General features: G+C 39.4%; 14 protein-coding genes and 4 tRNA genes. 11 read left to right on the top strand and 7 right to left on the bottom strand.

The genetic code is table 11. The annotated features are described in order from the left end of the window. Positions 1-125: 125 nt before the first annotated feature. A complete protein-coding gene (locus ACIF8R_RS15050; RefSeq protein WP_343568741.1) occupies positions 126-1,616 on the top strand; it encodes an NAD(P)/FAD-dependent oxidoreductase in 1,491 nt (496 codons plus the stop codon). Between the two features lie 49 nt (positions 1,617-1,665). On the opposite strand, the gene ACIF8R_RS15045 is transcribed toward ACIF8R_RS15050, so the two are convergent. Further along, positions 1,666-2,838 carry an acyl-CoA dehydrogenase family protein gene (locus ACIF8R_RS15045; RefSeq protein WP_311069731.1) on the bottom strand — a complete coding sequence of 391 codons (1,173 nt, stop codon included), beginning with the start codon at positions 2,836-2,838 and terminating at the stop codon, positions 1,666-1,668. A 188-nt stretch (positions 2,839-3,026) separates the two neighbouring features. Between ACIF8R_RS15045 and ACIF8R_RS15040 the strand changes: the two genes are divergently transcribed. The 5 genes from ACIF8R_RS15040 (at position 3,027) to ACIF8R_RS15020 (ending at position 8,567) form a co-directional block, all read left to right on the top strand. After that, complete coding sequence (locus ACIF8R_RS15040; protein ID WP_002049719.1) at positions 3,027-3,284, top strand: succinate dehydrogenase assembly factor 2; 258 nt, start codon at positions 3,027-3,029, stop codon at positions 3,282-3,284. A 6-nt stretch (positions 3,285-3,290) separates the two neighbouring features. Then, on the top strand, positions 3,291-3,680 hold the full coding sequence (locus ACIF8R_RS15035) for a hypothetical protein (protein WP_396481702.1): 390 nt from the start codon (positions 3,291-3,293) through the stop codon (positions 3,678-3,680). Positions 3,681-4,447: 767 nt separating this feature from the next. Next, entirely contained in the window at positions 4,448-5,533 is a 1,086-nt protein-coding gene (locus ACIF8R_RS15030; protein ID WP_209045130.1) for a hypothetical protein, read from the top strand. A gap of 84 nt (positions 5,534-5,617) precedes the next feature. Next, a complete protein-coding gene (gene rrtA / locus ACIF8R_RS15025; protein ID WP_004711824.1) occupies positions 5,618-6,184 on the top strand; it encodes a rhombosortase in 567 nt (188 codons plus the stop codon). Between the two features lie 187 nt (positions 6,185-6,371). Beyond that, on the top strand, positions 6,372-8,567 hold the full coding sequence (locus tag ACIF8R_RS15020) for a TRAP transporter large permease subunit (protein ID WP_263614646.1): 2,196 nt from the start codon (positions 6,372-6,374) through the stop codon (positions 8,565-8,567). Between the two features lie 149 nt (positions 8,568-8,716). Here the strand turns inward: ACIF8R_RS15020 and ACIF8R_RS15015 are convergent, their stop codons facing one another. The 4 genes from ACIF8R_RS15015 to rnr all read right to left on the bottom strand — a co-directional run bounded on the left by ACIF8R_RS15015 (position 8,717) and on the right by rnr (position 14,018). Further along, a complete protein-coding gene (locus ACIF8R_RS15015) occupies positions 8,717-9,148 on the bottom strand; it encodes a hypothetical protein (protein WP_191001077.1) in 432 nt (143 codons plus the stop codon). An 11-nt stretch (positions 9,149-9,159) separates the two neighbouring features. Next, entirely contained in the window at positions 9,160-9,369 is a 210-nt protein-coding gene (locus ACIF8R_RS15010) for a YheV family putative zinc ribbon protein (protein ID WP_191001078.1), read from the bottom strand. 40 nt (positions 9,370-9,409) lie between these two features. Beyond that, the gene (locus ACIF8R_RS15005; protein WP_396481641.1) at positions 9,410-11,464 is read right to left on the bottom strand and encodes a M3 family metallopeptidase; all 2,055 of its coding nucleotides are present in this window, start codon (positions 11,462-11,464) and stop codon (positions 9,410-9,412) included. A 133-nt stretch (positions 11,465-11,597) separates the two neighbouring features. Further along, positions 11,598-14,018, bottom strand: a complete 2,421-nt coding sequence (gene rnr / locus ACIF8R_RS15000) for a ribonuclease R (protein ID WP_396481639.1) — start codon at positions 14,016-14,018, stop codon at positions 11,598-11,600. Positions 14,019-14,279: 261 nt separating this feature from the next. Between rnr and ACIF8R_RS14995 the strand changes: the two genes are divergently transcribed. From ACIF8R_RS14995 to ACIF8R_RS14980, 4 genes are all read left to right on the top strand, one after another. Then, positions 14,280-14,370 (top strand) — tRNA-Ser (locus tag ACIF8R_RS14995). 10 nt (positions 14,371-14,380) lie between these two features. After that, a tRNA-Arg gene (locus tag ACIF8R_RS14990) sits at positions 14,381-14,457 on the top strand. A gap of 39 nt (positions 14,458-14,496) precedes the next feature. Further along, a tRNA-Arg gene (locus ACIF8R_RS14985) sits at positions 14,497-14,573 on the top strand. 107 nt (positions 14,574-14,680) lie between these two features. Continuing rightward, positions 14,681-15,274 (top strand): HAD family hydrolase, encoded by a 594-nt coding sequence (locus ACIF8R_RS14980; protein WP_396481637.1) that lies wholly within the window; start codon positions 14,681-14,683, stop codon positions 15,272-15,274. A 67-nt stretch (positions 15,275-15,341) separates the two neighbouring features. Here the strand turns inward: ACIF8R_RS14980 and ACIF8R_RS14975 are convergent, their stop codons facing one another. After that, a complete protein-coding gene (locus tag ACIF8R_RS14975; RefSeq protein ID WP_396481635.1) occupies positions 15,342-17,807 on the bottom strand; it encodes a beta strand repeat-containing protein in 2,466 nt (821 codons plus the stop codon). Positions 17,808-18,397: 590 nt separating this feature from the next. Here ACIF8R_RS14975 and ACIF8R_RS14970 point away from each other — a divergent pair. After that, positions 18,398-18,474, top strand: a tRNA-Arg gene (locus ACIF8R_RS14970). A gap of 119 nt (positions 18,475-18,593) precedes the next feature. Here ACIF8R_RS14970 and ACIF8R_RS14965 read toward each other — a convergent pair. After that, on the bottom strand, positions 18,594-19,286 hold the full coding sequence (locus ACIF8R_RS14965; protein ID WP_396481633.1) for a nitroreductase family protein: 693 nt from the start codon (positions 19,284-19,286) through the stop codon (positions 18,594-18,596). Between the last annotated feature and the right edge of the window lie 10 nt (positions 19,287-19,296).

Below are 19,296 nucleotides of genomic sequence, written 5' to 3'. Positions count from 1 at the left end.
TATAAAAATAAAAAAATGTCCTCAAGTGACATAAAAAAACGGATAAACGGTCAAACTTGACATTGTGTATTGTCAAAATTGTGCTTTAATAAAGTCATATTCTCAACAATGGGTATAAAAATAAAATGGAAAAGCAAGTTGATATTTTAATCATTGGTGCAGGCATTTCAGGAATCGGAGTTGCTGCCCATTTATCTAAAAATTCTCCGCAACGTCAGTTTGAAATTTTAGAACGTCGTGAATCCTTTGGCGGGACTTGGGATCTTTTCCGTTATCCTGGTATTCGTTCAGATTCTGATATGTCCACTTTTGGTTTTAACTTTAAACCATGGCGTAAAGCAAATGTATTGGCTGATGGTGCTTCTATTAAAGGGTATCTAGGTGAAGTGATTGATGAGTTTAAGTTAAAAGAAAAAATTCACTTTGGTCATCGTGTACTCTCTGCAAATTATGATTCTTCATCTAAGAAGTGGCATGTTGTTGTCGAAGATAGCAATAAAAAACAGCAGACTTGGGTAGCTAACTTTGTTGTAGGTTGTACCGGGTATTATAATTATGACCAAGGCTATGCACCGACTTTCCCAAATCAAGAAGCTTTCAAAGGTCAACTCATTCATCCGCAACATTGGCCGGAAAACTTAGACTATACAGGTAAGAAAGTAGTAATTATTGGTAGTGGAGCTACTGCAATTACTCTGGTCCCTGCAATGTCAAAAGGTGGTGCAGGTCACGTGACGATGTTACAACGTTCGCCTACGTATATTGCAACTGTTCCTTCTATTGACTTCATCTATGAAAAGACTCGTAGATTTATGTCTGAAGAGGCGGCTTACAAATTTACCCGTGCTCGTAATATTGGTATGCAACGCGCAATTTACGCATTGTCTCAGAAGCATCCTAAAACAGTTCGTCGTTTACTCTTAAAAGCAATTGAAATGCAGCTTAAGGGTAAAGTAGATATGAAACACTTTACGCCTTCTTATAATCCTTGGGATCAGCGTTTATGTGTAGTACCTGATGGTGATCTATTTAAGATTCTTCGTGAAGGTAAGGCGAGTGTTGAAACTGATCAGATTGAGAAATTTACAGAAACTGGTATTCAATTAAAGTCTGGTAAACACCTTGATGCCGATATCATAGTATCTGCAACTGGTTTACAAGTTCAAATTATGGGTGGTGTTCAAGCTAAAGTTGATGGTAAGCCAATCAACTCCTCAGAACATATGCTTTACAATGGCATTATGCTAAGTGATATTCCAAATATGGCCATGATTATTGGCTATGTGAATGCCTCTTGGACATTAAAAGTTGATATTGCAGCTGATTATATTTCCCGTCTATTAAACTATATGGACAAGAATAACTATGACGAAGTTATTCCAGCGGGTAATAAAAATGAAATGGAAGAAGATACTGTGATGGGTAAACTATCTTCTGGCTATATTAGTCGTGCAGCTCATGAGCTTCCAAAGCAAGGTAAGCATGCTCCATGGCAAGTAACCAATAACTATCTTGAAGATAGAAAGTCATTACAAAATGCTAAGTTCGATGATGGTATTCTTCATTTCCATAAACATTCAGATGTAAATACACGTAAGCCAAAGCTAGTGTCTTAAGATTTGAAATAAAAAAGGAGGCAGATGGCCTCCTTTTTTATGTATGGTATTAAAGTGTTCTGGAAATTAACTCTTTCATAATTTCATTGGTGCCTGCATAAATACGGTTTGCTCGGTGATCAATATAAGCACGAGCAATTGGATATTCCAGCATGTAACCATAGCCTCCATGTAATTGGAGACATTCATCAACCACTTTTGAAAACATATCAGAAATTTTATATTTTGCGGCAGCGGCAGCTTCGACACTTAATTTTTCATCAAGTTGTAATTCCATACAACGATCTAAATAGGTACGACAGAAATCAATTTCTGTACGTAATTCTGCTAGTTTGAAGCGTGTATTCTGGAAAGCACTAATTGGCTTGCCAAATGCTTTACGATCTTTTGTATATTGAACAGTATGTGCAAATGCTGCTTCTGCACCAGCTTGGCAGATAATTGCAACCAACATACGCTCCCATGCTAATTCTTTCATGAGCATAATAAAGCCCATACCTTCCATGCCTAAAAGATTTTCTTTAGGAACACGAACGTTATCGAAGAAGAGTTCACATGTATCTTGACCTTTCATGCCAATTTTGTTGAGTGGCTTACCTTTAGTAAAACCGGCACGGTCAGCTTCCACAATAATAAGTGATAAATTGGCAGAGCCTTTATCGCTGTTACCTGTTTTACAGACCACGATGGCCATATCGCACAAATAGCCATTGGTAATAAATATTTTTGAACCATTAATGACATATTCATTGCCATCAAGAACGGCTGTTGTTCGAACAGCTTGTAAATCTGAACCCGTTCCTGGTTCTGTCATGGCAATTGCGGTCACTGTTTCACCAGTCGCCATCTTAGGGAGCCATTTTTGCTTTTGTTCTTCATTTCCAAAGTTATTGATATAGTTGGCGACAATATCGGAATGCAGCGAGAAACCTGTACTTGAGTCCATGGCATAGGCTTGTTCTTCAATAAGAATCATACTGTATAGACGGTCTACACCTGAGCCACCGTATTGTTCTGGCATGGTTGTGCACAGTAAACCTAACGCACCCGCTTTATTCCAAAGATCTCGGTCCACATGTTGTTGTTTCTCATATTTTTCAGTATTTGGCACCACTTCTTTTTCATAAAACTTGCGTACAGTTTCTCGGAAAGCTTCATGTTCTTCATTTAATAGATGGCGAGGTAACATATTTGGAATGGGACGAATAGCACCAGATTGCATTGTATTTCTTCCTTGGTTTGGGCTTGATGTTATAAGTCTAAAATACGGGAAGCTCACTAGGTCTAACAATGTGATGAATGCTCATTTATAGCTATGAAGTGATAAGTTTGGTCAATTTGATATTTTTAGCGAACTTTCTTATGTGATCAGGTAAACTAGGCGCACTATCAACGCAGATGGGGAAATAAATGTCTGAAGAAATGACCTTGGAAGAACGTAAAGTAGTTTATCGCGCACGCCGCGGTTTAAAGGAAATTGATGTCTATTTTGACCCGTATGTGAAAAATTATTACTTAAAGGCAGATCCAGCAGAAAAAGCATTATTTGCTGAATTAGTAGAGCAGGAAGATCCTGATTTACTTGACTGGTTTATGGAAGTATCTGAACCACCACGTACTGAATTACGTGATTTCATCCATAAATTAAAGCATTATGTACATGGCTGATTGGTTTTGGTCAACCAATTGAATTTTAAACTGAAATATAGTCGTTTCTCGATTATATTTCAGTTTTTTATTGGTTTAAGTTTAGCAGTTCTATTTTATCAACTCCTATCAATACTCTGGTGGTTGGTTACGGTCAGTTTACTATTCATAAGTTTTGTTTTCTTTTTCAAGCGGCCACAGCTTAGTCAAATTGCGTATTTAGATCAGAAATTATGGTCACTTAGCTTTCATTCAGAGCAAACAATTTCTCGTGTAGAAATTTTAAAAATAATTGATTATCAGATTTTCATAGTGGTCTATTTTGAAGGGCATGAAACATTAACTTCTGTGATTTGGTTTGATCAAATGCCTTTGTCGCAGTGGAAACAACTTAAAACCTTAGAAAAATTCTATTAATTGTTAGACAATTCTACATTTGTATATTTATTTAAAAATTTTAAAAATCAAACAATTAAGATTTATTTCTTTTCGGAAAATTTAAATTGTCTAGTTAAAATACAGAAAAAAGAGCAAGAAAGCTAATTGTCCGACAATTTCTCAATATGGTTATTATTCTATCGGTTAAAGTACAAATACCAACGTAAAGTGTGTCGGAGGTCTCAAATGGAGATGCCAACATGGTCGTTCTTGGTCATTGCCATCATTCTGGCAGTGGTGATAGGAAGAGCAGGAACTTTACTCAGGGAACATCTTAATAAAGCTAATTATAGCAAAGTTAAGAGACAGAGGATGCAAAGGTCGTCGGTCAGTCAATAGTTTAATTGGTTAATCGATTAATTTCATCAAGTGTCCAGTTTTACTGGGTGCGAATGTAGTAAGGAGGTCTCTCATGGAGATTTCAATGTGGATGTTTCTGTTAATTGCAGTTGTTATGGCTGTAGTAGTAGGAAGAGCAGGAACTTTACTCAAGGATTATATAGAACAACAATAATATAAGCCGTTAAAAGCTTATCCCAGTTAATAAGTAGCATGTGCTGAACCGTCGCAATGCTACTTTTTTTTGCCTAAAATTTTTGTTTCCCTGAAAAACTGTCAATTTTATCTGCTGTGAAGTGTGTCAAAGTATAAGCGCTACAATTAGAGTAATTACTCTTTTATTCAAGATATGCATCTGCTAATGTACATCTGAAAAGGAAAAAACAAATTACATCGAGGACAGGAAGATGTCTAAAGTCCAAAAAATAAGCCAAGGTTTGGCGATGAGTTTTCTTGCAGCTTCAGTTTTATCAGGTTGTTCATACGTCGTGAAAAGCGGAGCAAATGTTGCTTTGGGTTTTACGGAAAAGCACGTCGTTCCACCTATTTTGGCAATGCAAGATGCTGAAATGGTTTGTAATACTGGTAGTGCCTTAACTCCTGCAATCATGTCGACTAAAGGTATGGGTGCAGATCCTACTCGTGTTGCTGTCTTAATGTATGCTGCTTCAGGTGTATGCGCGGAAAACCAAGCATTAGAACAGGAGTTACGTTATTTGCGCGCTTCAAAAGCAGGACAAGTAACAGAAGCTCAAGATGCCCGTATTGCGCAGAAGCGTTGGGCTGCAATTGCTGCAGAGCGACAATATACCGGCTATAAATTATTCGCTGATCGTTGGGAATCTAAATATAAGTACCATTTAGGTGACTCTTGTCCAACTATGCGTAGTGATACCGATCAGACTGTATATCTACTTGGAATGATTAGTGGCCTTCAAGCGGTGACAAATGACATTAACTCGGGTGGTTCTGTCAATGTTCCGAAAGATATTGCTGCTATTGTAGAACGTGGCATGGTTTGTCTTGATAACCAAAAGTTCTGGGGAGCACCGAATGCAACACGTGCTGTGATCTGGACTTTATTACCAGGGGCTAACGAAGGTAAGCCAGACCCGTATGAGACGTTAAAGCAATCTGTGCAAATCGGTGAGCAAAAAGGTGTTCGTTTATCTCATGCACTCTACGCTGTAGCTGCTCAAGCGAGTGGTGACGACGCCAAAATCCGTGATGCATTAAAAACTTATGCAGCATCTCAAGCAGATGACAAGCCAGTCAATCCGAACTTTAAGTTAATCGATAGTATGGCGGGTTTAATTGTCCGTGGCATTTCTGACCGCTACTGGACTGAGCATACAGGTGTTCGTACGGGTGATAATGGTATGTCTCATTTCTGGGATGAGAAAAATGAAGGTTCAGCAGAACTGGATGAGTTATTTGATGGTGGGGCTGCATCAGAAGTTCCAGCTGACTCGACCTCTGCACCTGCACAGTAAACAGATCTGAAGAAACTAACTCCTTGCGGTTGCTACGTATTTTCTGATTAATCGTAAGGGGTTCGGTTTTAAAAGGAGTGTGCTATGAAAGATCATGTACTCAATAAAAAAGTGCTTTTGGTCGCAGGGTGCATTTCTGTTTCTGCATGTCTACAAGTATTTCCAGACTATTTTATTTATTGGCGCGAAAGCTTACTCGGTGAGTTTTGGCGTTTGTGGACAGCGCACTGGGTACATGTTGGCTGGATTCATTTTCTTTTAAATATGATGGCATTCGCATGTTTGCCCTTCATATTCCCGCATACCAAAGTGTGGCACATTTTAAGTCTTCTTTTTCTTCTGCCGCCTTTTATCAGTTTGGTGTTCTATTTTTATTTGCCTTATATCGATGCATATGCCGGTCTATCTGGAGTGCTCCACGGACTGTATACGGCTGTTGCTTTAGTTTATTTGCAATACCGTAAAGAACGGAATTTTGCATTACTGGTTTTAGGGTTAATTATTGCCAAGCTGATTTGGGAAAACACCTTTGGACAAACAGGTACAGCACAGTTGATAGGGAGCCCTGTTTTAACCGAAGCTCATTTATATGGGGCGATAGGCGGTGCAATCTTTGGAGGATGCTATTGGCTTATACAAAGGTTCAAATAGAAAGATTGACAATACAAACTGTTAAAAAAGAGATTTTAGTCATTCTTTATTGATAAAGTTTGATGCAAATTTGATCGTTGAATAAAGGGATTGGTAGAAGGGGAATGGACGATACCCCTGACCAAGGAAATTGCATGACTCAAAGCCTTTGTTATGAGGGGGTTGAGAGAACAAAATTGGAATATTTATGCAAGAATATCAAGAAAAAAGATCTGGATTAGGTCTGCTGGGTTATATATGGAACGAATGGATCTCAACATTCGTGATCCTCATTTTGCTATTAATGACGCTCATAATTGGTACCGGAGAAATGATCCACGGACAATTATTACGTATCGGGGAACGTCTTTATGGTGACCCTGCTATAGGCATGCAATATTCGTTTTTGCGTGCGGAGCCTGAAAAGCCATCTTGTGATCGACATCCAAATATTGATGCTCAAGTAAAAGAGCAAATGAAAGCGAATGCATCTGATGATTTCGCAAGCTTCTTTGGTGCTGCCTCAGAAAGTGATGTCCGTGCATCCTTACAAGCAGCGCAGCAGCAATGTGAAGATAAATATCTGGCTTACGATAAAACCATTAAATATATTGAAGCAAATCCAGGAGTGCGTACATATCGTACGATTGAAACGGGTTTCTTTGGCATATTTAAATTTGGTACAGAGAACCGCGCAATTTTACTAGTCTTTATGGTCTTAATCTCAGCGATTACTGCATCGTTGAAGTTCCACCATATTGGTTTACGTAACCCTGCAACCAAGCTGGACTACAAAGTGTATGCCTTCTTTATGTTGCTTGGTAATGCATTGCTTAGTTCTTCAGTAATTAGCCAGTACCGTTCTGTGATTAATTCAGGGGTTTCTCCAACTCATGAAACAATCATTATTTACTGGTTATGGATGATTTTATTTGTCGTCCTTACCTTAATTAGTCTTTATCAGCTATTTGTTTCCCCACCAGCAAAACGTGAGGGTGGCAATATTGGCTTAGCTTTATTATGTGTGCCTTTGTATGCATATATGGCTGTGATTACAGGTGTAGCATTCACGTTTTTCATGGACTATCCAATGGGGCAAGGGATTTACCTTGGTCAGTTGGTAGAGTTCTCGGGCATTTTCTTGAACCTTGCCTTGTTTATTTGGGCAGGTATGTTGCTCACGCAAACACGTGTTATGGACTTGTTCCTAAACGTACTTCGTCCATGGAACTTGGCACCAGAAACTTTAACTTGGTTAATTTTAATTGCTGCTGCTGTACCAACTGCCTATACAGGTGCTTCTGGAATTTTCGTTATCGCGGCTGGTGCGATTATTTACAAAGAAGTTTGGAATGCTGGTGCTCGCCGTCAATATGCCCTAGCTGTATCTGCAATGTCTGGTTCACTAGGTGTAGTGGTACGTCCTTGTCTTTTGGTCGTTCTAATTGCGATGTTGGACAGCCGTCATGTTACATCTGATGAATTATTTGGACATGGTATTTATGTCTTCTGGTTAACTGCATTTATTTTCTTGGGTGTCTCTCTTTTCTTGGCAGAAGAGAAATTCCGCGTGAACTCACCGAAAGTAGCACTTCCAGGTATGGCACGTGCTTTTGTACCGGTTATTCCTTACATCTTGATTACTGTAGTTGTTCTTGCATTTTATAAATATGCATTAGATACAGGAATGAACGAATTTACTGCACCAGTGATTCTGCCTCTCGTGCTCATTGCGATGATCTTGTACGATAAAATGGTTATGCCTAAAGAGGCACCAGCCTTAAATATTCATGAAGCAATTGTTCGTGAACATGAGAAAAAATCTCCATTCTTACAGTCACACGATCCACATAGTTCACAGTTCCGTTTAGGTTTTGGTGGTGCATTACGTTTTGCAACATCAGAAACAGTTGGACATATTGGTGCGCTTATTATTTTAATGGCGTTGTCTGCAAGTGTTGGTGGTTTAATCGAGCGTACCGAAATTGTTGAAATGTTGCCGACTCACTTAGGTAATATTTATATTTCGCTCGCATTTATTGCATTACTACTTGCCATTATTGGTATGTGTACAGATCCATTTGGTGCTGTAATTTTAGTAGCAGCAACGATTGCCCCTGTAGCCTACGAAAATGGTATTCATCCAATTCACTTCTGGATGATTGTATTGGTTGCATTCGAGTTTGGTTATGTAACACCACCAGTTGCCTTGAACCATCTACTCACGCGGTTATCCGTTGGTGATGATGAGGTAAATGCTGCCGATGCAGAAGCGAAAGAGAAATATACAAGTTTCTACTACCGATATGAACGTTGGTTATTACCAATTATTGTTTTATTCTCATCATTGGTATTAGTCACTTATGCTCCATTAGTGCTGAAACTATTTGGTTGGTACAAGTAATTTAAAAATATAAGCTGAGTGAAAACACTCTCTTTAAGAGGGTGTTTTTTTATGTCGTAGTTATTTTGAGCAGATAAATTCTTAATAAATAAAAAAGCTAGCTCAGTGTGAACTAGCTTTTTTGCATCATATCTAGAGTTAAACAAATACTATTGTTGTTTAACCTGAGCCTCAAGGAGCTTCACTTGCTCTTCTTTTAGCTTAATCAGTTGATCTGCATCAGCATGTTGAGCTTTTAGTGTCTCTTCCTGATCTTGCAGCTGATGATGAATGTCATTGAGTTTAGACACTTCTTCTTTTGCTAAAGACTCTTGAGCCGGGACAGGTTGTTTGAGCACATCTTCATTTACAAGTTGTTGCGAGTTAGCTGTTTGTGTTTGAGCGACAGGCTCAGAACTTGCAGATGGTTTTGTAGTTTTTTGAGGTGCAGGTGTCGAGACAGGTTGAGGATCAACCATTGGTGCTGACGATTCGGTTTTTTTGAAAAACCATTGTGCTGCGAAAAAAAGCACTACAAGAATGCTTAAGCCCCCAATTAAAATCCACAAGAGTTTTGAGTTTTGTTTTCTTTGTAGTGGCATGTTTAAGACCTTTAGTCAGAACGACGAGGCTTGAACTGTATTACTCCAACTTCATCAGGTATAGCAGGTGTTTCTGGCTCATCAATATGAGTTGGACGATTTTCGCTATAACCGCATTCGATACATTCAATCCATTCGTCTTCAGCGGTGGTTAGCATGACAATCCGATCTATGGCTTCACATTTTGGACATTTAGCCCCAGCAATGAAACGTTTTTTCATCTTTATCACCCTAACCACACGATCAATTTAGGCCCATAGTTTAAGCGGTTTTGTTATCGTTCGTCCAACCTTGATGACGTAACAACGCATCAATTTTTGGTTCACGACCACGGAAATTGACAAATGCTTCAAGAGCAGTGTCTTTCCCACCCACAGCTAAAATTGCTTGACGGAATTCTTTACCTGTTTGAGTGTTGAAAATACCTTCATGTTCAAAGCGGTCAAATGCATCACTCGCTAAAACTTCTGCCCACTTGTAAGAGTAGTAACCCGCTGCGTAACCGCCTGCAAAAATATGACTAAAGCTATGTTGGAAGCGGTTGTAGTCGACAGTTGGAACTACTGCGTACTGTTTGCGAATGTCATTTAAAGTCTGCTGAATTTGCTCACTATTCAACGCAGGAGTCTTGGTGTGAATAGTTAAGTCAAACAGTGCAAATTCAAGTTGACGTAAAGTTTGCATGCCAGACTGGAAGAAACGAGCATTTAATAATGCATCGAGTAACTCTTGAGGTAAGGTCTGCTTGCTCTCAATATGTTCACTTAAAACATCAAGACTTTCTTTGTCCCATGACCAAAACTCCATAAACTGACTTGGTAACTCGACTGCATCCCAAGCGACGCCGTGAGTACCTGCAACCGAGATATTATCTACTTCAGTTAACATATGGTGTAAGCCATGTCCAAATTCGTGGAACAAGGTGATGACTTCATCATGAGTCAGTAAGGCTGGCTGATTGCCTACAGGTGGAGTGAAGTTACACACCATATAGCAAATTGGTTTTTGTAAACCATGAACAGTTTGCATACGTGAGCGGAAGCCACTCATCCATGCACCGCCACGTTTACCAGTACGTGCATATAAATCAAAGAAGAACCCGCCAACCACTTGGCCTTGGTCTTCTAATTCAAAATAGCGTGCATCTCGATGCCAAACCGGAGCTTCACGTTCAACAATGTTAATACCGTATAGGCGCTGAACAATCTGGAATAAGCCCTGAATGACTTTCGGAGCAGGGAAGTAAGGTTTTAATGCTTCTTGAGATAAGTTGAACTGTTGCTGTTTAAGCTTTTCAGAATAGTAAGTCGTATCCCAAGGTTTGAGTTCATCAATCCCATCCTGTTTGGCAATAGCTTGTAGCTCAGCAACTTCTTGGAGAGCAGGGGTACGTGCATGCTCAGCTAAGTCGGCTAAAAAGTCGTGAACTGTTTTGACATCAGGAGCCATTTTGCTGGCAAGAGAATATTCAGCGTAGTTATTGAAACCAAGTAGTTTTGCCATTTCTTGGCGAAGGCTCAAGATTTCTTCCATAATTTTGCTGTTATCAAACTCTGTTTGTTCAGACTGATCTGATGCGCGAGTGACATAAGCTTTATAAAGCTCTTCGCGTAATGCACGGTCATCGGCATAGGTCATGACTGCAAAATAAGCTGGGAAATCTAAAGTTGCTACAGCTTGGTCAAGTTCGCGCTGTTTACCGTACTGCTTTAGTAACTCAACATTACTTTCTGGAAGACCTTTTAGCTGGTCTTCTGTAAGTGGTTTAAAGTAAGCCTGTGTCGCATCAAGTACATGGTTTGAGAAGTCAGAAGAAAGCTGTGAAAGTCGTGCAGAAATTTCTGCGTAGCGTTTTTTCTCTTCACCTTCTAAAGCAACGCCAGAAAGTTTGAAGTCACGTAATGCGAGACGGATCGCACTTTGTTGAGCAGGACTTAGCGTTGAATAGCTCTGACCATCATGAATGTGTTGATAAGTCTGATACAGCGCCGTGTGTTGGCCAAGCTGAGTGTAATATTCACTTAAAGCGGGTAAGAGTGATTGATAGACTTCTCTAGTTTCAGTATTACTCATCACTGCATTTAAATGCGATAAAACACCCCATGATTCACTGAGATTATTTTCAAGGGTATCAATTTGTTCAAGTACAGCAAGTTGCTGGTCTGTGTCAGAAGGTGCAGCTGTAAGTGTGTTTAAGAACTCTTGTCCTGCTTGAATCGCTTGTTGAATATCTTGTTTTAAATTATCTAATGTAATTTGGTCAAAGCGGGGAGTAGGTAGAGTCGCTTGCTGTAAAGTCATTGCTAATAGCCACATTATTTTTTAAACATAGTATTAGATGTAGGTATTGTTAGGCAGGAAATCAAGCTTAAATTGAAAATAAACGTTCTAAAAATATTAAGCCCCCATGTTTGGGAGCTTAATAACAAAGAATAAAAACATTTATGAATTAGTCAGCCTTAGATTTGGCATTCGACTTTTTCTTTTTTAGTTTCGCTTTTTTCTTTACTTTTTCTGGCTTGGCCTCTGCTTTCGTAGTGGTTTTTTTACCAGACTTTTTAGTATATGAACTTGGTTTACCTTTTTCCTTCTTTTTACGGACAGGTTTTTCGCCATCATTTGAACTAGTAGATGGTTTACCAAAAACTTCTTCAGTTGCTTGTGTTGCTGTTCTGGTTGTACGTGGGGCACGACTACGAACTACTCGTCCAGCATGGGTCACTTGCTGAATAAGTTGGAAATCGATCTTACGTTCTTCCAGATTTACACCAGCAACCTGAATTTTAACTTCATCGCCTAAACCGAAGACCTGACCACGATTTTGTCCAATAAGGTTTTGACTTGCTTGATCATAAATAAAGAAGTCGTCGCCGAGCTGGCTAATATGAATCATGCCATCAACATAGAGGTCTTTAAGAGTAACGAATAGTCCAAATTCAGTGACAGCACTCACAATACCAATGAACTCATCACCTAAGTGCTGTTGCATATAGTGACACTTCAACCAAGTCGTTACACTACGAGATGCTTCATCTGCACGACGCTCGGTTTGAGAGAAATGTTCACCAGCATCATCTAAAGCTGCACCAGAGAGCGGATAAGGCTTTTGTTTCAAATGAGCTTTAATTGCGCGATGTAACAATAAGTCTGGGTAGCGACGAATTGGTGATGTGAAGTGCGTATAAGCTTCATAAGCTAAACCATAGTGACCTGCATTTTTGGCACCATAGTAAGCTTGCATCATTGAGCGTAATAACACGGCATGAATGCTTGGCGCATCAATGCGGTCTTTAGTTGCCTCAATAACTTTTTGATAATCTGCTTGAGTGGGTTGATCTGGGAAAGGTAAGCCAAGAAGTTTAACAAAGTCTTTTACTTTCTGAATACGTGAGAACTCAGGTGCTTCGTGTACGCGATATAACATTGGAATATCATGTTCTAATGCATATTCAGCCGCAGCAACGTTAGCAAGCAACATACATTCTTCAATCAGTTTGTGTGCTTCATTACGTGTACGTGGCAAAATTTCTTTAATTCCGCCTAGCTCATCAAAAGTCATGTACGTTTCAATGGTTTCAAATTCCATTGCATGACGATCAGCACGTAAATTTTTCAGAATTTGATAAAGCTGGAAAAGCGTATTTAGCGATTTGTGAATATCACGATCTTTTGGAATCGCATCTGTTGCGCCATCAAAGTATTGTGCTACCTGTGTATAGGTCAAACGTGCTTTTGAGTGCATCACAGATGGATAAAACTCATAACCCGTTACACGACCAGTACGAGAGAGTTTTAGATCACAGACCATACATAAACGGTCTACGTGCGGGTTAAGTGAACACAATCCATTTGATAATGCTTCTGGTAGCATTGGTAATACAAAGTGCGGGAAGTAAACCGAAGTACCACGTTCTTCTGCTTCTTCATTTAGAGCTGAATCTAAACGTACATAATGGCTCACATCAGCAATTGCTACGACAACGCGATAACCACCACCTGGACGTTTTTCTGCATACACAGCATCATCGAAATCTCGAGCATCTTCACCATCGATTGTGACGAGCGCTAAATCTCTTAAATCAACTCGTCCTTCACGGTCTTGTGCAGAAGGTTCTTTAAAACTTTCAGCTTCTTTTATAACTTCATCTGGAAATTCGTAAGGTAATCCAAACTCAAGAATAGTCTGCGGAATAATAATTTCAGTATCTGCTTTATCAGCCATAGATTGAATAATATGTGCCGTTGCAAACTCTTCACGGGTTGGGTAAGTATCTATGGCAACACGAAGCATATCGCCAACATTTGCTTTGGCATGTGCAACTAATTCTTTTTCCAATGGAATAGGTTGGTGCTGATTTGGATTATTAGGTTGAATAAAGTATTCACCCTCGTGTACCGATAATTTACCAATTAACTGTTTTACACGATGTTGTAGAACCTCGGTAATGAACCCCCATGGTTTACCTTTTCGGTCTACCGAGGTCTGCCGAACTCGGACGCGATCACCATTAAAGACTAAACGTAACTCACGCTCAGGAAGTAAAAGATCATCTTGACCATCAATATGTGCGGTGCCTAAACCTTTACTATTAATATAGACGGTCGCTTCATAAGTAGGTTGGTCTGTCACTAACTGAAACTTGAACCCATCTTTCATGATTTGACCATCACGAACCATTGCACTTAAACGATGGCTTAAAGCTTCGATACTTTTTTGGTCTTGAATATGAAAATGGTCAACAAGTTCTGCATGAGATTGCGGTGTTTGCAATTGTTCCAATGTATCTAATATTAGAGTACGGCTTGGAATAGGATTGTCATAACGTTCAGCTTCAGCTTTCGCTTCGGGATCAGCCCAGTTTTTTGTCATGTCTTTTGATTTCACGCTTGGCAGATAAGTTTAGCATAAGCCATGCAGACCCGAACTGCACGTTTAGGTTTGCAATAATGTGTTATGCACTACTGTATTTTAATGAAGAAATAATATCTATCTTAACAAGCGTTTGATCGAAAAAGACGAAAATAATAAGGAAATTGCTTAAAAAATAATTCATTGAACGAAAAAATAAGAAAATTTCAGTATGATGACTTGAACAATAGGGTTTTAGTTTGTATTATGGCGGCTCGTTCCGGTGAGGTGGATGAGTGGCTGAAATCACTTCCCTGCTAAGGAAGCATACCTATTACTGGTATCGAGGGTTCGAATCCCTCTCTCACCGCCATTTACTTAATGCGCTCATAGCTCAGCTGGATAGAGCACTTGGCTACGAACTAAGGGGTCGGGAGTTCGAATCTCTCTGAGCGCACCAAGTAAAATAGAACGAATCGCTGAAAGGCACACAAGTTACGCGCTCATAGCTCAGCTGGATAGAGCACTTGGCTACGAACTAAGGGGTCGGGAGTTCGAATCTCTCTGAGCGCACCAACTTGAAGAATTAACCGCTTTTATAGCGGTTTTTTTGTGTCTGCTGTTTAGTAATTTTTTAAAAATTTAAATTTATAACTTTTTAATTATATTAGAGATAACGATAAATGAATCTGGCTTTATTTGATTTTGATGGCACGATCACCCGTAACGATACTTTCAGTTTGTTCCTTAAATTTTCTTTGAGCAGAAAAACTCAAATACTAGGTGGTATTCGACTTGCACCTTATATCGCAGGCTATAAGTTTGGATGGGTAACCGATAAAACCATACGAACTAAGCTTTGTCAGGTGGGATATATAGGCTACGATGCAGATTCCCTAAAATATGTGGGACAAGAGTTTGCTAAAACGGTAATTCCTACCTGTATTCGTGAAAATGCTTTAGAACGTATTCACTGGCATAAACAGCAAGGAGATCAGGTTGTTGTGGTATCCGCTTCATTGGGTGTTTATTTAGAAAGTTGGTGTCAGTCTTTAGATTTGGACGTTATCTGTAATCAACTTGAAATAGATAATGGTATTTTAACTGGTAATTTTGTTGATGGTGATTGTGGTTATTTAGAAAAAGTAAATAGAATAAAAAATAAATACGATTTAACCCAGTATTCTACAATTTATGCTTATGGTGATACTCCTAATGATTATGCAATGTTAGAGCTAGCACATAAGAAATATTATAGATGGCAAGAAATGAATTAATATTAATTAATATTTAAAAATATATTTAAGAAGAAAGCCACTTTATTAGTGGCTTTCTTGAAGATTATTAAACTGTATGTAAAGTATTATCTAAGAAGTGGTCAGTAAGTAATGACTGAGGTACTAGAGTATGAACCGTGTTTGTTACGCTCGATACTGTAGAAGTGACTCCACCTACATTGCCGCCAGTTACTCCACCTAATAAGTTAGAAATAACGTCTGTGCCACCTGTACCAGTTACACCACCAGTTAAGCTACCTACGATATCTGTTACGACACCAATAGGGTTGCTGCCAGCAGCGCCACCAGTTACACCGCCAATGATGTCAGTCACTGTGCCAAGTGGATTACCACCAGTTAATCCACCAATAATGTCAGTAACAGTACCAAGAGGACTGTCACCTCCAACACCACCAGTCACACCACCAATAGCGCCAGTCGCACCACCAAGGATGTCAGTTAAAATACCAGTCGCAGTTGTGCCATTGGTAATGAGCGTGTTGACAATACCAGTTGCATGATCAGTTGCACCTTGGATATTACCGCCCACTAAATCAGATACAACCTCAAGCGCACCATTTACAGTGTCGCGAGATGTTTCGAAAGTTAAAGTGCCGAGGTGAGCAATATCAGTAACAGGGTGTTCAGTTTGAGGAAGTACACCAACTACAGTGTCTGCAACAGTATTAATACCTGTATTAATAATGCTGGTTTTTAGGCTTTCGACACCTTGAAGAACATCGATGCCGCCTTGAACCACATCAATTACTGGAGAAATAGGAGAAGTGCCACCACCAATAATACCGCCAGTTACACCACCGATGATATCAGTAACGGTCCCAAGCGGATTACCGCCAGTAACACCACCTGTCACGCCACCGATGATGTCAGTCACTGTGCCAAGTGGATTACCACCAGTTACGCCGCCAGTAACTCCACCGATGATGTCAGTCACTGTGCCAAGTGGATTACCACCAGTTACGCCGCCAGTAACTCCACCGATGATGTCAGTCACTGTGCCAAGCGGATTACCACCAGTTACGCCGCCAGTAACTCCACCGATGATGTCAGTCACTGTGCCAAGCGGATTACCGCCAGTTACGCCACCAGTCACACCACCAATAGCACCAGTCACACCGCCAAGAATGTCAGTTAAAATACCAGTCGCAGTTGTGCCATTGGTAATGAGTGTGTTGACGATACCAGTTGCATGATCAGTAGCGCCTTGGATATTACCGCCCACTAAATCAGATACAACCTCAAGCGCACCATTTACAGTGTCGCGAGATGTTTCGAAAGTTAAAGTGCCGAGGTGAGCAATATCAGTAACAGGGTGTTCAGTTTGAGGAAGTACACCAACTACAGTGTCTGCAACAGTATTAATACCTGTATTAATAATGCTGGTTTTTAGGCTTTCGACACCTTGAAGAACATCGATGCCGCCTTGAACCACATCAACAACTGGGGAAATAGGTGATGTACCACCACCAATAATACCGCCAGTCACGCCACCGATAATATCAGTAACAGTACCAAGCGGATTACCACCAGTAACACCACCTGTCACGCCACCGATGATGTCAGTAACAGTACCAAGCGGATTACCACCAGTTACGCCGCCAGTCACACCACCGATAATATCAGTAACAGTACCAAGCGGATTACCACCAGTTACGCCGCCAGTCACACCACCGATAATGTCAGTAACAGTACCAAGCGGATTACCACCAGTTACGCCACCAGTCACACCACCAATAGCACCAGTCACACCGCCAAGAATGTCAGTTAAAATACCAGTCGCAGTTGTACCATTGGTAATGAGCGTGTTGACAATACCAGTTGTAGATTGGGTAGCGCCTTGAATATCGCCACCTACTAAATCAGATACAACCTCAAGCGCACCATTTACAGTGTCGCGAGATGTTTCGAAAGTTAAAGTGCCGAGGTGAGCAATATCAGTAACAGGGTGCTCAGTTTGAGGAAGTACACCAACTACAGTGTCTGCAACAGTATTAATTCCTGTATTAATAATGCTGGTTTTTAGGCTTTCCACACCTTGAAGAACATCGATGCCGCCTTGAACCACATCAACAACTGGGGAAATAGGTGATGTACCACCACCAATAATACCGCCTGTCACACCACCGATAATGTCAGTAACAGTACCAAGTGGATTACCGCCAGCACCACCAGTCACACCGCCGATAGCCCCAGTTACACCACCAATAATGTCAGTTACTACACCAACTGGATTACCGCTAGTAGCGCCACCAGTTACACCACCAACAGCACCTGTTACGGTACCCACTACACCAGAGACTAAGCCTGTTGTCTGAGAAACGGTATTGGTTACAGTTGAAACAACATTAGAAAGTAAGCCTGATGTTGAAACATTTCCAGTAGCAATATTTATATCGGAAACGTTTACATTAACAGTAGAACCTGTGTTTACAACAGGATTCACTGATACAACATTACTCAAGTCCTGAGTAACTTTTGTTATTGAAGATACGAGAGTTTTCAGTAAGAACATGATGGTCTATTTCCTATATATTTATGTATTTTTAAGTAAGTATTTATTTATTGCGTTAGGCAATTATTGAGATATGTTTCTCAATAATTGAAATTTAGTATTGGGTAGATCTCAAAAAGTGTCAATCCATATTTCTACTCAAATAATTTGATACTTATAATATTTTGACAATTAGATATTCATTCTGATTTAGACATAAAAATAATAATTTTTTTTATAATATATGCTTTAAAGATGAATGTATTTTTCCCTATTTTTTATTATTTTTATAATTATTAGTGCTAAATAGTTTTATTTATAAAAATAATTTTGCATAAGGAGAAATATATTATTTATATAATCCTGACTAAAAAACTAGGCTTTTGACTCTGTCAATTTGGTCAAAATGTCCAAATTGGATAAAAGAAGGGGGCAACTTTAATTGAAAAAAAATATTTCAAATACATTTTATGGACAAGTAATTCCCCTTTTTGAAAAGCTAGACTACCAAGATATTTTATTGTGGCTAAGAACTAGACGCTTGATGACAAAAAGATGAAAAAGTTCTTTCTAAAATAGAAAAACTGCGTATAATGCCCTCCATCAAGTACGCGCTCATAGCTCAGCTGGATAGAGCACTTGGCTACGAACTAAGGGGTCGGGAGTTCGAATCTCTCTGAGCGCACCACTTGAAGAATTAACCGCTATATATAGCGGTTTTTTTGTGCCTGTTTTTTATGATTTCAATAAAAAAGCTGGTGCACATGATAACCAGCTTTAAAAATATCTAGATTCAAGGATTATCTATTAGCCGAATGTTTTAAAATGGCTTGCATCGTCAATAAAGGCTTTTTCACCTGCTTTACCTTCAATAGAACCAAAAACTAACTGAGCTCTTAGCTTCCATTCTGCTGGGATATTGAAAGCAGTATTAATTTTCTCATCAATAATTGGGTTGTAGTGTTGCAATGAAGCACCAATACCTTGTTCAGCTAATACGTTCCAAACTGCAAATTGAGCGATTGCTGTTGAGTGCTCAGACCAGATTGGAAAATTATCAGCATAAGCTTCAAACTGTTCTTGTAAGCCTTTAACCACGTTCTGATCTTCATAAAACAAAACTGTACCTGCACCAGCGGCAAAACTTTGAATTTTTTGTTCTGTTCCCGATACAGCTTCAGCTGGGATAATACTTTTTAAAACTTCTAGAACTGTATCCCAGAATTTTTGATGTGATTGTCCAAATAAAATAACAGCACGAGATGATTGAGAGTTAAAAGCAGAAGGACTATGTCTGATTGCTTCTTGAATTAACTTTTCAATTTCATTATTTGATTGGTTTAAGTTATTTCCAATTGCATAAATAGAGCGGCGGTTTTTAATGAGTTCTATAAAAGAAGTTTCATTTGAAGATTCTAGCTCTTGAGCGGCTTTTAAAGCCACATCTTCTTGAGCTGTTGTTTTTTGATTTAAGCCAAATAGTTTTGCAAAGAAAGACATGACGGATTCC

This window comes from Acinetobacter sp. ABJ_C4_1 (assembly GCF_044538495.1).
GTDB lineage: Bacteria > Pseudomonadota > Gammaproteobacteria > Pseudomonadales > Moraxellaceae > Acinetobacter > Acinetobacter nosocomialis_A.
Note: the sequence above shows the minus strand (reverse complement) of the source record. Positions and strands in the feature narration are given on the sequence as shown.

Bases quoted from the DNA above. Each gene is read 5' to 3' on its own strand.
- ACIF8R_RS15045 (WP_311069731.1), bottom strand. From the start codon at position 2,838: ATGCAATCTGGTGCTATTCGTCCCATTCCAAATATGTTACCTCGCCAT.
- ACIF8R_RS14975 (WP_396481635.1), bottom strand. From the start codon at position 17,807: ATGTTCTTACTGAAAACTCTCGTATCTTCAATAACAAAAGTTACTCAG.
- ACIF8R_RS15030 (WP_209045130.1), top strand. From the start codon at position 4,448: ATGTCTAAAGTCCAAAAAATAAGCCAAGGTTTGGCGATGAGTTTTCTT.
- ACIF8R_RS15010 (WP_191001078.1), bottom strand. From the start codon at position 9,369: ATGAAAAAACGTTTCATTGCTGGGGCTAAATGTCCAAAATGTGAAGCC.
- ACIF8R_RS15005 (WP_396481641.1), bottom strand. From the start codon at position 11,464: ATGTGGCTATTAGCAATGACTTTACAGCAAGCGACTCTACCTACTCCC.
- ACIF8R_RS15040 (WP_002049719.1), top strand. From the start codon at position 3,027: ATGTCTGAAGAAATGACCTTGGAAGAACGTAAAGTAGTTTATCGCGCA.
- ACIF8R_RS14980 (WP_396481637.1), top strand. From the start codon at position 14,681: ATGAATCTGGCTTTATTTGATTTTGATGGCACGATCACCCGTAACGAT.
- ACIF8R_RS14965 (WP_396481633.1), bottom strand. From the start codon at position 19,286: ATGTCTTTCTTTGCAAAACTATTTGGCTTAAATCAAAAAACAACAGCT.
- rnr (WP_396481639.1), bottom strand. From the start codon at position 14,018: ATGACAAAAAACTGGGCTGATCCCGAAGCGAAAGCTGAAGCTGAACGT.
- rrtA (WP_004711824.1), top strand. From the start codon at position 5,618: ATGAAAGATCATGTACTCAATAAAAAAGTGCTTTTGGTCGCAGGGTGC.
- ACIF8R_RS15015 (WP_191001077.1), bottom strand. From the start codon at position 9,148: ATGCCACTACAAAGAAAACAAAACTCAAAACTCTTGTGGATTTTAATT.
- ACIF8R_RS15050 (WP_343568741.1), top strand. From the start codon at position 126: ATGGAAAAGCAAGTTGATATTTTAATCATTGGTGCAGGCATTTCAGGA.
- ACIF8R_RS15020 (WP_263614646.1), top strand. From the start codon at position 6,372: ATGCAAGAATATCAAGAAAAAAGATCTGGATTAGGTCTGCTGGGTTAT.